Source organism: Niveispirillum sp. BGYR6, assembly GCF_027568365.1.
Classification (GTDB): domain Bacteria; phylum Pseudomonadota; class Alphaproteobacteria; order Azospirillales; family Azospirillaceae; genus Niveispirillum.
Genome location: NZ_JANLNL010000001.1, coordinates 862,569 through 876,937, shown reverse-complemented (window position 1 = coordinate 876,937; position 14,369 = coordinate 862,569). Strand labels below are relative to the sequence as shown.

11 protein-coding genes are annotated in these 14,369 nt (G+C 64.1%); 5 read left to right on the top strand and 6 right to left on the bottom strand.

What is annotated here, in order from left to right; genetic code table 11:
• Position 1 precedes the first annotated feature (1 nt).
• The 6 genes from PCJ49_RS03730 to PCJ49_RS03705 form a co-directional block, all read right to left on the bottom strand.
• Positions 2–1,363, bottom strand: coding sequence for a flavin monoamine oxidase family protein (locus tag PCJ49_RS03730; protein WP_269909771.1), 1,362 nt, complete (start codon positions 1,361–1,363; stop codon positions 2–4).
• On the bottom strand, positions 1,360–2,010 hold the full coding sequence (locus tag PCJ49_RS03725; protein ID WP_269909770.1) for a TetR/AcrR family transcriptional regulator: 651 nt from the start codon (positions 2,008–2,010) through the stop codon (positions 1,360–1,362). Before PCJ49_RS03725 ends, PCJ49_RS03730 begins: the two co-directional genes overlap by 4 nt.
• A complete protein-coding gene (locus tag PCJ49_RS03720; RefSeq protein ID WP_269909769.1) occupies positions 2,007–3,425 on the bottom strand; it encodes an amidase in 1,419 nt (472 codons plus the stop codon). Before PCJ49_RS03720 ends, PCJ49_RS03725 begins: the two co-directional genes overlap by 4 nt.
• Positions 3,426–3,476: 51 nt before the next feature.
• Positions 3,477–4,898, bottom strand: a complete 1,422-nt coding sequence (locus PCJ49_RS03715) for an aldehyde dehydrogenase family protein (RefSeq protein ID WP_269909768.1) — start codon at positions 4,896–4,898, stop codon at positions 3,477–3,479.
• Between the two features lie 50 nt (positions 4,899–4,948).
• Positions 4,949–6,103: an MFS transporter gene (locus PCJ49_RS03710; RefSeq protein WP_347710419.1), complete on the bottom strand. Its 1,155-nt coding sequence runs from the start codon at positions 6,101–6,103 to the stop codon at positions 4,949–4,951.
• 597 nt (positions 6,104–6,700) lie between these two features.
• Positions 6,701–7,294, bottom strand: a complete 594-nt coding sequence (locus tag PCJ49_RS03705; protein ID WP_160105972.1) for a TetR/AcrR family transcriptional regulator — start codon at positions 7,292–7,294, stop codon at positions 6,701–6,703.
• 490 nt (positions 7,295–7,784) lie between these two features.
• On the opposite strand from PCJ49_RS03705, the gene PCJ49_RS03700 reads away from it, so the two are divergent.
• The 5 genes from PCJ49_RS03700 to PCJ49_RS03680 all read left to right on the top strand — a co-directional run bounded on the left by PCJ49_RS03700 (position 7,785) and on the right by PCJ49_RS03680 (position 14,324).
• The gene (locus PCJ49_RS03700; RefSeq protein WP_269909766.1) at positions 7,785–7,919 is read left to right on the top strand and encodes a hypothetical protein; all 135 of its coding nucleotides are present in this window, start codon (positions 7,785–7,787) and stop codon (positions 7,917–7,919) included.
• A 17-nt stretch (positions 7,920–7,936) separates the two neighbouring features.
• Positions 7,937–10,258, top strand: a complete 2,322-nt coding sequence (locus PCJ49_RS03695; RefSeq protein WP_269909765.1) for a TonB-dependent receptor — start codon at positions 7,937–7,939, stop codon at positions 10,256–10,258.
• A gap of 15 nt (positions 10,259–10,273) precedes the next feature.
• The gene (locus tag PCJ49_RS03690; RefSeq protein ID WP_269909764.1) at positions 10,274–10,897 is read left to right on the top strand and encodes a DUF3237 domain-containing protein; all 624 of its coding nucleotides are present in this window, start codon (positions 10,274–10,276) and stop codon (positions 10,895–10,897) included.
• Positions 10,898–11,240: 343 nt separating this feature from the next.
• Positions 11,241–12,995 (top strand): ABC transporter permease subunit, encoded by a 1,755-nt coding sequence (locus tag PCJ49_RS03685; protein WP_269909763.1) that lies wholly within the window; start codon positions 11,241–11,243, stop codon positions 12,993–12,995.
• Between the two features lie 12 nt (positions 12,996–13,007).
• Complete coding sequence (locus tag PCJ49_RS03680) at positions 13,008–14,324, top strand: nitrate/sulfonate/bicarbonate ABC transporter ATP-binding protein (protein ID WP_269909762.1); 1,317 nt, start codon at positions 13,008–13,010, stop codon at positions 14,322–14,324.
• The last annotated feature ends 45 nt before the right edge of the window (positions 14,325–14,369 follow it).

The window sequence follows — 14,369 nt, the reverse complement described above, 5'->3', positions numbered from 1 at the left end:
GTTACCCCTGTTGCAAAGCCAGGATTTCCGCTGCCACCCGCTCCCCCGACCGGATGGCCCCATCCATATAGCCGGTCCAGATCCAGGCGGTTTCCGTGCCGGCCCAATGGATGCGGCCCACCGGCTGGCGGATGGTGTGGCCCACGCTGGTCCAGGCACCCGGTACCAGGAAGCCGCCATAGCCGCCGCGGGAGAATTCCTCCTCCAGCCAGGACAGTTCCTCATAATGCCGTACATTGGCGGCCTGGGGGCCGAACAGATGCACCAGTTCAGCGATTGCCGCCGCGCGGCGCTCGGCCGGGCTGCTGGCCGTCCAATGTTTGGCCTCGTCCCCTTCGATGAAGCCGACGATTACGCCCGGCGTGCCGGCGGCGGGGGAATTATCATAGGTCAGGCTCATCGGGCCTTCGTCGCTGACGGCCATGCCCGACAGGCCCTCGGCCCGCCAGAAGGGCGCATCATAGAAGAACTGGATCTTGATGCAGGCGCCCATCGGCATCCGCTGGGTCAGGTAATCGCGCGGGCCGGGCAGGGCCGGGCTGTAATTGAGCCGGCCCGCCAGTGCCGGCGGCAGGGTGACGATCACCCGGTCTGCCTTGACGCTGCCGCCCGCATACTGGATGGTCACGCCCTTTTCATCCTGGGCAATGGCCTGGACGGGGCTGTTGAAGCGGATCAGCAGGCGGACCTGATCGGCCAGCTTTTCCGCCAGGTGCTGCGCGCCTTTGACAAAGCGCCGCTCCTGCGCGCCGCCGCCCATGCTGATCACCGTGCGCAGGTCGCCACCGGCGCGGATATAGCACAGCACATGCAGGAAAGAGAGTTCGCGCGCGTCGGAGGCCAGCACCGAGCGGGCCAGGAAGCGCATCCAGAACCGCGCGGCGGGCACGTCGCTTGCCTGTTCGATCCAGGCTTCGAAGCTGAGACTGTCCAGCGCCTGGGCATCGGGCGACAGCCAGGGGAATTCCGGGTTCACCGTTGCGGCCAGACCGTCCAGCTTGGCGAAGATGCCGTCCACCGCCACCCTGGTTTCTTCATCATAGGGCGGCAGCATCCCTTCACAGCGGCTTTTCCGGCCTTCCAGCCAGTACAGCGTCTCCCCCTGCTCATAGGCCGGGAAGGTTTCCACCCCCAATTCATCGGCCAGGGCCAATACCTTGTCCTGCGTCGGGCCGACCCATTGGCCGCCGACATCGATGGGGGTGCCGTCGGGCGCGTGGCGGGTGTGGATGCGGCCGCCCACCCGGTCACGCGCTTCCAGCACGATCACGGAAAGCCCGGCGGCCTGCAGGGCGCGGGCGGCGGTCAGGCCGGCGAAACCGGCGCCAATAATGGCGACCTGGAACTGATCAGGCAGGCTCATGCTCTGTCTCCATGGCTGGGCAGATATAATTGTTGGGCGGCCTGGACCAGCATCCGCACCGCCTGGTGCGATCGCAGCCCATTGGCCGTGGCCAGCCATTGCAGCAGAATGCCGACAAGGCCGGTCAGGATGAAATTGGCCAGCCCGTCCAGATCGGGTTTCAGGCTGCCATCACGCACATCGGACGCCTCTGCCAGCGTCTGCCGGTAAAGCGCCAGGAACTCTTCGTATTTCTTCTTCGCCAGCCATTGCGAACCGTCGGTGGCCAGGGCGTAGAGGGTGAGGTTGAAAAGCGCCACCTGTTCATCCGGCTGTTGTTCCACCTGCGAACGGATGAACATGATCAGGCTATCAATACGATCCCGTAACGGTTCCGGCTGGGTGAACCGGGTGGCCAACTCCTGTTGCACCCGCGCCAGAAGGTGCGACAGCACCGACAGCAGCACCGCTTCCTTGCCATCGAAATGATAATGCAGGGTGCCCAGATTGATCCCCGCCTCCTGCGCGATGCGGCGCGTGGTGGTGCCCTGCACCCCGTCACGCGCCAGCACCCGGATGGCGGCGGCCATGATGGCTTCCCGCGTGGCGGTCGCGCGTGCCGGGCGGCTTCCCTCACCGGCTGCGGCTGCTGTCGATGCCAGGCTCATGCCGTAACCGGATCGATGGGGCTGACGGGCGGCAGCCGGCTGGCCATCGCCTCGGCCGCCGCCAGGATGCGGCCTTCGCGGAAGCGGCCGGCCACAAGCTGGATGCCGACGGGCAGGGGGGAACCAGTCGGGCGGAACGGTATGGACAGGGCCGGCACGCTGACACAGGCCGTGCTGGTGCAGGGGCTGTGGGCGACCAGCAATTCCCGTGCTTCCCGTTCCCCGGCAATATCATGGCCCACCGGGAAGGCGGCGGTCCAGGCGGTGGGCATCAGCAGCAGCGGATAGGCCTCCAGGAACAACTGCCATTCCCGCAGCAGGCCGGTGCGGGCCGACAGGGCGGCCAGCATGTCGGCCGGGCTCATCTCCGGCACGCAGGCGGCCGTCAATTCCAGCGAATGCAGGAAATCCGCATCGCCCATGCTAAAGGCGGCACGGGCCGCCGGGGTGCGGCAATCATTGGAGAGCAGCGCCATCCAGAGTTCGGCGGTTTCGATGAAGCGCGGCGGGGCCGCCTCCACCACCTCATAGCCAGCATCGGCCAGCGTGTCAGCGGCCTGACGCAGGGCGGCGGCGGTGTGACTGTCGGGCCGGTGCTCCCCCTCACCGGTGAACAGGGCAACGCGTACCGGGGCCGCGTCATCGGGCTGTTCCAGCGGGGCCGGCACCCAGGCCGGGTCACGCGGATCGCGCCGGGCCATGCTGTGCAGGCCCAGCCGAATGTCAGCGACCGAGCGGGCAATGACCCCTTGGGCCGAGCCGAACTGCAGGCACAGCGACCGTTCGGCCTTCGCCGTGGCGTTGAAGGCGGGCACCCGACCCACCGTGGGGCGCAGGCCATAGACGCCGCAGGCGGCAGCCGGCAGGCGGGCCGAGCCGGCCAGATCATTGCAATGGGCCAGCGGTGACATGCCGGTGGCCGTGGCGGCGGCGGCCCCGCCGCTGGACCCGCCGACATTCAGCCCCGGATTCCACGGGTTCAGCGTCCGCCCGTGCGGCGCATTGTCGGTGAACCAGCGGCAGGAAAAGGCCGGTGCGTTGCTGCGACCCAGGAAGATGGTGCCGGCATCGCGCCAGTTCGCCACCGGCGGGCTGTCAACCGAGGCGATCAACCCCACCAGCGGGGCGACCCCGTTGGTGGTGGCGCTGCCGGCCTGATCGACATTGATCTTCACGGTGGCGGGCACGCCATGCAGCGGCGGCAGGTCACCCCCGGCCGCCACTGCCTGATCAGCCTTGTCAGCGGCGGCCAGCGCCGCCTGTTCCTGGATTTCCGTCAGGGCGTTGATGACAGGGTTCACCTGCGCAATCCGCGCCAGACAGCTTTCCACCGCCTCCCGCGCGCTGACGCGCCGCTGCCGGATGGCCTCGGCCAGCGCGCCGGCCCCCCATTGCCATAAATGCTCGCCTTGCATGGTCTTTTCCTATTTCTTGTGCCGGTTGGTCCTGCGTTCTGGTCTTCAGGATCAGCGGCTGGCGATGCCCTTGATCTCCAGGAATTCGGCCAGACCGAATTCCGCATATTCGCGGCCATTGCCCGATTGCTTGTAGCCACCGAACGGGACCGCCGGGCTCCATTCCGGGTTGTTGAGATAAACGGTGCCAGCCTGCAGGCGACGGCCGACAGCCAGCGCGTGCGCCGGATCACCCGATTGCACATAGGCGGCCAGCCCATAGACCGTGTCATTGGCCATGGCGATGGCCTCTTCCTCATCCCGATAGGTCAGGATGGACAGGACGGGGCCGAATATCTCCTCCCGGCTGACCGTCATGGCGGGGGTTACCCGGCCGAACACGGTGGGGCGGATATAGAAGCCCTGCGACAGGCCAGCCGGCATTTCCGGCCCACCAGCCAGCAGTTCCGCCCCCTCGGCGACGCCGGTCTGGATCAGCCGGCGGATCTTGGCGAACTGGTTGGCGTTGGAGACGGGGCCAACCTCTGTCGTCGGGTCCAGCGGGTCACCCACCTTGACGGCGTTGGCCGTGGCGGCGGCGATTTCTGCCACCTCGGCATAACGGTCTTCCGGCACCAGCATCCGGGTGGGGGCGTTGCAGGATTGGCCGCTGTTGGAGAAGCAATGGCGCACGCCGGCGGCGACGGCGGCCGGGAAATCAGCATCCGGCAGCAGGATATTGGCGGATTTACCGCCCAGTTCCTGGGAGACGCGCTTCACCGTATCGGCCGCCAGCCGGGCCACATCGATGCCGGCGCGGGTGGAACCGGTGAAGGAGACCATATCAATGCCGGGATGGCGGGCGATGGCCTGGCCAACCCCCAGCCCATCGCCATGCACCAGATTGAACAGGCCGGCCGGCACGCCCGCCTGATGCATGATCTCGGCAAACAAGGTGGCGCTCAACGGTGCCAGTTCGCTGGGCTTCAGCACCACGGCGCAGCCGGTGGCCAGGGCAGGGGCCACCTTGCAGATGATCTGGTTCATCGGCCAGTTCCAGGGCGTGATCAACCCGGCAACGCCGATCGGTTCCCGCACGATGCGCAGATGGGGACGCTCTTCCTCAAAACTGAAATGGCGCAGCGTCTCGATGGTCTGGGCCAGATGGGCGGCCCCGATGCCGGCCTGCGCCTGCTGGGCGAAACCCTGCGGCGCCCCCATTTCCTGGCGGATGGCATCGCCGATATCTGCCATCCGCGCCCCGTAGGCGGCCAGGATGGCGGACAGCAGGTCAAGGCGTTCCTGCCGCGTGCTGCTGGCGAAACCCTGGAAAGCCCGCCTGGCGGCGGAAACCGCCTGATCCACCTCTGCCGGGCCGGCCAGTGCCACCTTGGCGCAGGGCTGGGCGGTGGCGGGATTGATCACATCGATGATGGTCGGGTTCGTCGGCAGCAGCCAGCGTCCGTCGATATAGCTGTGAAGGGGCGAGGACATGGTTGGTTTCCCGGCGATGGGGTGGCAGATTCAATGGGTGGGGCGGGGGCTCAGCGGCGGCCCCGGATGCGGGCGATCAGGAAGCTGGCCGCCGTCAGCAGCAGCAGCAGCCCGCCCAGCAAGGCGACATCGGCATAATGGCCGCTATGTTCCAGGGCATAGCCGCTGACCAGTGGCCCCAGGGCGGCACCGCCGCCGATGATCATGTTGGAAAAGATCATCAGATTGCCCTTGCTGTCATTATCGGCCAGCGTGGCCAGCAGCATCGGCACCAGAAAGGACCAGCAGAGCTGAAAGGCGATGACGGCGACAATATAGAGCGGCAGGCTGCCAGTTTGGGCGATCAGCCCCAGGCAGAGCAGCAGCAGCACAAAAACCGACAGGGTAGAGGGGGTGCGCAGCGGGCCATTTTCCACCATGGAGGCGGCGGCCGAGCCGACCACGGCGGTAAACATGGCTACCGCCGTCAGCGTGCCGATCTGCGGTTCCGACAATCCCAGCTCCGCCCCCGGCACCCCGACAAAGGCCCAGGCGCCGCTGACGGCGGTGAAATAACCGAAGATGGCCAGCAGGCTCAACCCGGCGGCACCGCTGCGGCCGCTGGACAGTGCGGCCGGCGGCGTCTGCCAATGGTCGGGCAACCCGCCCAGGGTGGCCATGGCCAACAGGGTGACCAGGGCCAGCACCCCGTATAGCCCGGCCAGCCCGGTAATGTTGAACAGCAGCGGCAGCAGCAGCAGCCCCAGGGCCGCGCTCACCGTCTGACCGGCGGCCCAGCAGGCAAAGGCGCGGTGCGGGGCGACATAAGCACCGGCTGCCATGACGCTGACCACCGACAGCACACCGCCGCTCGCCCCGCCCAGGAAACGCAGCCCCAGCATCCAGCCCAGCGCCCCGCTGCCCAACGCCACAAAGGCCGATGCCAGCGAGAGCAGGGCGAAGACCAGGCCGGCCGCCAGCGTCAGCGGGCGCCAGGGCAGCCGGCGCAGCAGCAGGATGGCGGGGAAGGTGACCAGCGAGGCACCGGCCAGCTCGGCCGCCATCAACAGGCCGATATCACCCGCCGGCCATTGCCATTGCAGCGCCAACTGGCCGGCGATGACAGGGGAAACCAGGAAAATGAACGGGCCGATAAAGCCGAACGCTGTGACCGCCAGCAAGGGCCGGGCCGTAGCGTTGGAGGAGGGGAGAGAGGCGGAAACCATCACGGGGGGCAGCCTTTCAGGCAGGCAGGGCAGGGCGGGCTTGGGGCTGGTTTTTAAAGACCAAGCGGCCGCCATCGGTCGTGATGGAGGGGAAAATGGGGGGTGCAGTGCGGTTCCATGAAACATCTCCCAGACGGTATCCGCCGCCGGCCCGCTGGGAATACCCTCGTTGCTGCCCGTGAAGGCGCAAACCAAGGGTTCCTCGGCGATGCCTTGCGGCATTCGCGCGGAAAACAGCAAACGGTGGCGGGTGCAGGGCACCCGCGCGGTTTCAACCAAATATCCGGCTGGTCGGCCTTGACGGCCTTATTCCCAAGCCTTCCCTGTACGCGCATCCGTATTTGATCGGATGACTAAATTATGCCCTAAGGCCGCCAGATAACCGCGCCGCTGTCAAGCGGAATTATGCGGGGAAACCGGCCTTGTGTCGACCAAATCGCGGCGATCTCTGGCGGGAGACGCAACAGTCGTGGGGAAATTTCCCCAAAAAAACAAGGCGATGCCAATGGTTGGCATCGCCTTTCGGGGTGGCGAAAATTTTTGATCATTTGACCAAATTTACGCAATGGCTTGATGGGCGCAGGCCCGGCCGGGCCTTTACAGGAAGGTTTTGCGGGCGGCCATCACCAGCGTCTGCACGGCCTGGCGGGCGCGAAAACCATTGGCTGTGGCCAGCCATTGCATCAGGATGCCGACGAATCCGGTGAAGATGAAATTTGCCAGCGCCTCGATATCGGGCTTCAGCGTTCCGTCGCGCACATCGCTGGCATCATTCAGCGCATCGCGGTAAAGCCCCAGATATTCCTCATATTTCTTCTTGGCCAGCCATTCGGAACCCGAGGTGCTGAGCGCATAGAGGGTGAGGTTGAACAGCGCGATCTGCTGTTCGGGATGGCGTTCCACCGCACCCCGGATGAACACCATCAGATGTTCGATCCGGTCGGCCAGCGGCTCCGTCTCGGTGAAGTAATTGGTCAAGGCGGTGCGGGAGCTTTCGATCAGATAGCTCAGCACACTGAGCAGCATCGCGTCCTTACCCTCGAAATGGTAATGCAGCGAGCCCAGATTGATACCCGCCTGGGCCGCGATCTTGCGCGTGGTGGCGCCCTGCACCCCTTCCTTGGCGATCACCGCGATGGCGGCGGCCATGATGCTGTCCTTGGTTACTTCGCTTTTTGTTTTCGCTGCCACGACAATTCCCGCAACCGACTGAAAAATCTGGATTGTCCGTGTGTTGACCGGGGCCAGCACGGTACCATACCCATGGAAAGGCCAAGGTTCGCGCATGGTGACACCCCGCCACCATGATCGTAGGCCGTGGTCAAGATAGCGTCAATCAGTTTTGATCATCTGACTAAACCCGACGCCGATCAGGCTGCCGGGTAGGCTTCGGTGGGAAGGTTGGAGCGTTTACAGTGCACATTTGTGCCTGTTCTCAGGATAAACCACAAACAAAGTAGGAATTTAAGTAACTGATAATAAACAATATTATGTTTCGCGAGACGGAACGTTATATCGAATATCAAAAATTTTAAAAAACCTGCTTGACATCGACAGGGAAATCAGTCGCTCTAAGGGACGAAAAATGGTCAATCGACCAAAAAATTTTGGACAGGGTTTGACCTCCCGGTTTGGTGCCTGGTGACAGGCGGGGGGTCCGTTTCACAACGGGTTCGGTAACATGGATGGACGACAGGGGCGGATGCTGCCTTTGTCGCATGACGGCGCCTATTGCCCCGCCTTTGCGGCGCTGGGCGATGCCGGTTGCTGCCGCCTTGCCGGTGACGCCGCTGGCCGTCCCATGCCCGACCCATGACAGGGTCAAGGGAGAACATGATGACACTGAAGCACCCTTTCACGGCCGGTCTCGGGCTTTGCTGTTCACTGGTGGCGCTGGCCTTGCCGGCGGGCACCGCCCTGGCCGACGAGGCGGGCATTGATGAAATCGTGGTGACGGCGCAGCGCCGCGCCCAGAACCTGCAGGATGTGCCGGTGGCGATCAGCGCCTTCCGGGGCGACACGCTGAAGGATGCCGGCGCCGTCACGGTGGATCAGGTGGGGGCGCTGATCCCCAACGTGCAGATCCAGGCTGACAAGGGCGGCGGCGCCCCCACCTGGGTGATCCGCGGTGTGGCCTTGTTTGATTACAATGCCAATAACAACCCGGCGACCGCCATTTATATCGATGATATTTACCAAAGCTCGTCTGTCATGGGCGGCGGCACCATGTATGACTTGGAGCGGGTGGAAGTATTGAAGGGGCCGCAAGGCGGTCTTTATGGGCGCAACACCACCGGTGGTGCGGTGAAAATCTTGTCGCGCCGGCCGGTGCTGGGGGCCAGCGATGGCTATTTCAGCGCTGATTATGGCCGCTGGAATGAATATCGGCTGGAAGCGGCGCAATCGGTGCCGGTGTCGGATAATTTTGCCCTGCGCGTGGCCGCCACCCAGGAAGGTGGCAGCGGCTGGCAGCGCACACCGGCGGCCAGCGGCAAATATGGCGCGCCCGACCGCACGTCCGGCCGTATCCAGGCCCTGTTCCAGCCCAATGAGCGTTTGACCGGTGTGTTGAAACTGTTCGCCAACCGCGACCAGTCGGAAACCACCCTGGCGTCGGCGACCGCCGCCTATGATGCCAACGGGAATTTCTGCGCGCCCGTGCTGGCTGGCCGTGTGGATAATAAAAACTGCCTGAACTTTGCCCAGTTCAACAATATCATCACCGGCGGCAAGGGCGCCCTGTCGACCAGCCTGGTGTCGGAGGATGGCAAGCGTGTCATCTCCTCTCCCGGAAACAAGCTGGATAATCACGAATGGGGCGGCACCCTGTCGCTGGATTATGATTTCGATAGTGTGAAGCTCAGCTCCATCACCGGGGTCAGCCGTTTCGGTTTCCAGCAGCTTTTCGATTATGATGCCACCAACCTGCGGTTGGTTGACCAGAATGACACCGCCACCATCCGGCAGGTGTCGCAGGAACTCCGCCTTACCTCCACCGATGACGGGCCGTTGAAGTGGCTGGCGGGTGCGATCTATTCCTTTAACAGCTACAAGGGCCACCGCGTTGCCGACCTGCGCGACAATGTCGCCATTGTCGGCCTTTCCTTCGCACCGCTGGGCGTGCGCCAGGAAAATGCGTTCGTCAATGTGCGCTACCGGCAGGAAACGGACTATGCTGCCCTGTATGGGCAGGTGGATTACGCGGTCAATGATCAGCTGAACCTGTCCGCTTCCTTGCGCTATTCTGATGAAGAGACGCGCTATCGCGACGGCAGCTTCTATTTCCCGCAGGATAATGTCTTCCTGCTGCGCAACCTGAATTCTACCGCCAAGCTGAAGGACCATTGGTCGGGCAAGGTGTCGGCGGATTACAAGTTCGACAAGTCGGTAATGGCCTATGCCGCCATTGCCCGTGGCTATAAATCCGGTGGTGTGTTCGGCGGCTTCCCGCAGGAACCAGCCGATGTCAGCCCCTATAAGGAAGAAATCGTCTGGTCATATGAGGCGGGTTTGAAGAGCACCTGGCTGGAAAACCGGCTGATGCTGAACCTAACCGCCTTCCATTATGACCATAAGGATTTGCAGGCTCTGACCACGCTGCCCAGCGTGTTGACGCCCGGCCAGTTCATCTTCCGCCTGACCAATGTGGGCAAGGCCCGCCATGATGGCGTCGAGCTTGAAACCGTGTTGAAGCCGTTCCCCGGCCTGACGCTGCAAGGCTCCATTGGTTATATGGAAGCCAAGGTGACCGACAGCGACAAGCAGATTTTCTCCTTCAACAGCCAGCCGCTGAACTGGAAGGATCGCCGGATTGACTTCTCCCCGCGCTGGAGCGGCAATATCGCTGCCTCCTATGATTGGGAGCTGACCAGCGACCTGATGGCGGGCATCTCGCTGGACTATAATTTCCGCAGCAACCGCATCGTGATGCAGAATCCGGTGGATGCCGCCCTGCGCAACCTGGACGGTTATGGGCTGCTGAATGGCCGGATCAGCCTGTCTTCCAATGATGCCGGTTGGACGACGGCACTGTGGGGCCGCAACCTCACCAATAAAAGCTATCTGACAGACGCCAATAATGATGGGTTGGGCAGCTATTACCGCGTGTATGGCCGTCCGTTCAGCTATGGCATCAGCGTCAGCAAGAAGTGGTGATAGGGGGATCGCAGCATGTCACAGGTTCTGTCGCGTCGTGGTCTGATCGGGGCCGGTGGAATGTTCGCCCTTTCCGGACTGCTGCCTGCCGTTGCCCATGCGGCGGCGGCAGGTAGCGGGTCGGCCGCAAAGCCGCTGGAGGATTATGATCCGGTGCGCACGGAACTGGTGATGAATCTCTTTGTCACCTGTTCCGACCCGGAACCGATGGTTCCGGGTACGGCGGCGGGGGCGGCGGTCAAGGCCAAGGATGGTGGGCGGGCGGAATTCTGGCCCATCATCGGTGGCTGGTTCGAAGGGCCGCGCCTGAAGGGCAGGGTGGTGCCGGGCGGTGCCGATTTCCCCGTCATCCGCCCCGATGGGGTGGAGGTGGTGGATGCCTTCTATCGCCTGCGGGAGGATGATGGCAGCATCATCATCATCCATAATATCGGCATCGCCTATACGCCCATCCCCGGCCAGCAATATCGCTATCGGTTAAGCCCCAGCTTCACCGTGGCGGAGGGCAAGCATGACTGGCTGAACAAGTCCCTGTTCATCGCCACCTTGCTGGCCGACAATGACATGCCCAAACAGTTCGTTCGTCCCGCCCGGCCGGGGGAGAATGACCGGCTGATCCAGGTGCATCGGGTTGTTTGAGTTCGAGGGTCAAAACAAGTGCATTTAAAGCCTGCGACGGGGCTCCCTGTCGCAGGCTTTGGCATGTCCGTATGGTGCCGGCGACCGGATATACCTTGGTATAGACGGGCGATACGCCATGCCTCTGAAAGTAACCCTGTGCAGCCTCGCCCCGTGCCGCCACAGGGCGTATCAATCACCTCAGCGCCGGTCCCGTGATGCACGGTTCCGGTGAACAAGGGAACACCGCCCGCATGTCCAGCGACAGTCGACCCGGAGACAGAACAGGCATCTCGCAGGGATGGCGGCAGGCCGCGTAAGCGCGGCCCTGGTTGCCACCCGGCGGACCGCCCCGGAGGTAACCATGATCTTTCTTTCCCCTGACGGGAAGCGGGCGCAGCCTGTGCTGCAGGTGGCCCGCCCCGGCGCCATTCCTTATTGGGCCGATATCGTTGCCTTCCTGCTGCTGGCCGTGATTGCGCTGCTGGTCGTGCAGGGTGTCCGGCAGATGGGGCAGCCGCTGGCGGCCCTGGATCAGGTGCCGCTGGTGCTCGATCCCTGGCAATTGCCGGCCTATGCCCTGCGCACGGTGCTACGCATGTTCGCGGCCCTGGCCGTGTCGCTGCTTTTCACCTTCACCATTGCCACCCTGGCCGCCAAAAGCCGCAAGGCGGAACTGATCATCGTCCCGGCGCTGGATATCCTGCAATCGGTGCCGGTGCTGGGCTTTCTCACCTTCACCGTCACCTTCTTCATGGGGTTGTTTCCGGGCCGGCAGCTGGGCGTGGAATGCGCGGCGATCTTCGCCATCTTCACCAGCCAGGCCTGGAACATGGCCTTCAGCTTCTATCAGTCGCTGCGCACCCTGCCCCATGATCTGGAAGAGGTGACGTGGCAGTTCGGTTTCTCCCCCTGGCGGCGCTTTCTGCGGCTGGAACTGCCCTTTGCCATGCCGGGGCTGGTCTGGAACATGATGATGTCCATGTCGGGCGGCTGGTTCTTCGTGGTGGCGTCGGAGGCGATCAGCGTCGGCGATACCACGGTGACCCTGCCCGGCATCGGTTCCTGGCTGGCCCTGGCCATCGCCCACAAGAACATGCTGGCCATCGCCTGGGCCGTGGGCGGCATGGCCGTGGTGATCATGCTTTATGATCAGTTGTTCTTCCGGCCGATCGTCGCCTGGGCGGACAAGTTCCGCTTCGAACAGACCGCCTCGCAGCAGCGGCCAAGCTCCTGGCTGTATGATCTGGTGCGGCGCACCCGGATCATGCGGTTGCTGCTGGCCCCGCTGGGCTGGCTGGATGGGGCCATGGCCCTGCTGGAACGCCGGCCGGCCAGGGGGCCGCGCCGCGCCGTGGCCGCGCGCGAACCTTCAGCCCTGCTGAACCGGCTGTGGGGCGGGCTGGTGCTGCTGGGCTGTCTGGCCGCCAGCATCCAGATTGCCCGTTTCATCATGACCGAACTCAGCCTGGCGGACGTTCTGGCCACCTTCGGGCTGGGGATGGCCACCATGCTGCGGGTGGTGGTGCTGATCGCCCTGGCCAGCCTGATCTGGGTGCCGATCGGCGTCTGGATCGGCCTGCGCCCGGCCTGGGCGGAACGGTTGCAGCCGCTGGCCCAGTTCCTGGCGGCCTTTCCGGCCAATGTGCTGTTCCCCTTCGCGGTGGTGATCATCGCCGGGCTGCACCTGAACCCGGATATCTGGCTGTCACCGCTGATGGTGCTGGGCACGCAATGGTACATCCTGTTCAATGTCATCGCCGGGGCCAGCGCCCTGCCGACCGACCTGCGGGAGGCGTCGCATATTTTCGGCATCCGCCGCTGGCAATGGTGGCGACAGGTCGCCCTGCCCGGTGTCTTCCCCTATTACGTCACCGGCGCCCTGACGGCCTCCGGCGGGTCGTGGAACGCCAGCATCGTCACGGAAGTCGTCTCCTGGGGCGACCGGCATCTGCAGGCCACCGGGCTTGGCGCCTATATCGCCAATGCCACTCAGGCCGGGGATTATCCGCGCGTGGCGTTGGGCATCGCCGTGATGTCGCTGTTCGTCATCGCCTTCAACCGCATCCTCTGGCGGCCGCTCTATGGGTTCGCCGAACGTCGTCTGCGCCTTGATTGAGGAGGCAAGAACATGGCCTACATTCAGGAAATCGTCCGCCAGGCGGCCCCCCTTGTCGAGGTGCGTGACGTCCGGCATGTCTATGGCAAGGGCGGCAGCGGCCTGACCGTGCTGGATCATGTCGACCTCACCCTGTACGAGGGCGAGGTGGTCGGGCTGCTGGGCCGGTCGGGTTCCGGCAAATCCACCCTGCTGCGCTCCATCGCCGGGCTGATCCGGCCGACCGCCGGCAGCGTCAGCTTCCCCCCCGGTGCCGATGGGGCGGATACCGTCGTCAGCATGGTGTTCCAGAGCTTTGCCCTGTTCCCCTGGCTGACCGTGCTGGAAAATGTCGAGGTCGGGCTGGAGGCCCGGCAGGTGCCCGTGGCCGAACGGCGCAAGCGGGCGCTGGCCGCCATCGACCTGATCGGGCTGGACGGGTTTGAAAGCGCCTATCCCAAGGAATTATCGGGCGGGATGCGCCAGCGCGTCGGGCTGGCCCGCGCGCTGGTGGTCAATCCCGACCTGCTGCTGATGGATGAACCCTTTTCCGCCCTGGATGTGCTGACGGCGGAAACGCTGCGCACCGACCTGCTGGACCTGTGGTCGGAAGGCCGGATGCCGATCAAATCCATCCTGATGGTCACCCATAATATCGAGGAAGCGGTGTTGATGTGCGACCGCATCCTGATCTTCTCCTCCAACCCCGGCCGGGTGCTGGGGGAGATCAAGGTCAGCCTGCCCCAGCCGCGCAGCCGCCAGGATCCCGCCTTCCGGGCGCTGGTGGAAGATATCTATGCCCGCATGACCAGCCGGACCAACCCGGTACAGCCGCGCGAGGGGCTGTTCCCCGGCACCGGCATCGGCATGGCCCTGCCGCGCATGTCCACCAACACGCTGGCCGGCCTGATCGAGGCGGTGCATGAAGCCCCCTATGATGGCAAGGCCGATCTGCCGGGGCTGGCCAACAGCCTGCATTTCAAGAATGACGAGATTTTCGAGATTGCCGAGCTGCTGCAATTGCTGCGCTTTGCCGAACTGGAAGGGCGTGACCTGCGGCTGCTGCCGGCAGCCCGGCGCTATGCCACATCCGATGTCGATACGCGCAAGCAGCTTTTCGGCCAGCATCTGCTGAATTATGTGCCGCTGGCGGCCCATATCCGGCGCGTGCTGGATGACCGCCCTTCCCACCATGCCCCCGGCCGCCGCTTCCGCGACGAGCTGGAGGATTACATGTCGGAAGATCGGGCGGAGGACACATTGCGCACGGTCACTCAATGGGGCCGCTACGCCGAACTCTACGCCTATGATGAAGGGGCGGACCTGTTCAGCCTGGATAATCCGGTGTGATCTCCAGGGGCATGGAACATGCCCCTGGAGATTTATCCGCCTCCT

What these genes read in the sequence shown, in the direction of transcription:
- PCJ49_RS03715 (WP_269909768.1), bottom strand. Translation starts at nt 4,898, where the DNA reads ATGTCCTCGCCCCTTCACAGCTATATCGACGGACGCTGGCTGCTGCCG.
- PCJ49_RS03680 (WP_269909762.1), top strand. Translation starts at nt 13,008, where the DNA reads ATGGCCTACATTCAGGAAATCGTCCGCCAGGCGGCCCCCCTTGTCGAG.
- PCJ49_RS03700 (WP_269909766.1), top strand. Translation starts at nt 7,785, where the DNA reads ATGGATGGACGACAGGGGCGGATGCTGCCTTTGTCGCATGACGGCGCC.
- PCJ49_RS03725 (WP_269909770.1), bottom strand. Translation starts at nt 2,010, where the DNA reads ATGAGCCTGGCATCGACAGCAGCCGCAGCCGGTGAGGGAAGCCGCCCG.
- PCJ49_RS03685 (WP_269909763.1), top strand. Translation starts at nt 11,241, where the DNA reads ATGATCTTTCTTTCCCCTGACGGGAAGCGGGCGCAGCCTGTGCTGCAG.
- PCJ49_RS03690 (WP_269909764.1), top strand. Translation starts at nt 10,274, where the DNA reads ATGTCACAGGTTCTGTCGCGTCGTGGTCTGATCGGGGCCGGTGGAATG.
- PCJ49_RS03695 (WP_269909765.1), top strand. Translation starts at nt 7,937, where the DNA reads ATGATGACACTGAAGCACCCTTTCACGGCCGGTCTCGGGCTTTGCTGT.
- PCJ49_RS03720 (WP_269909769.1), bottom strand. Translation starts at nt 3,425, where the DNA reads ATGCAAGGCGAGCATTTATGGCAATGGGGGGCCGGCGCGCTGGCCGAG.
- PCJ49_RS03730 (WP_269909771.1), bottom strand. Translation starts at nt 1,363, where the DNA reads ATGAGCCTGCCTGATCAGTTCCAGGTCGCCATTATTGGCGCCGGTTTC.
- PCJ49_RS03710 (WP_347710419.1), bottom strand. Translation starts at nt 6,103, where the DNA reads ATGGTTTCCGCCTCTCTCCCCTCCTCCAACGCTACGGCCCGGCCCTTG.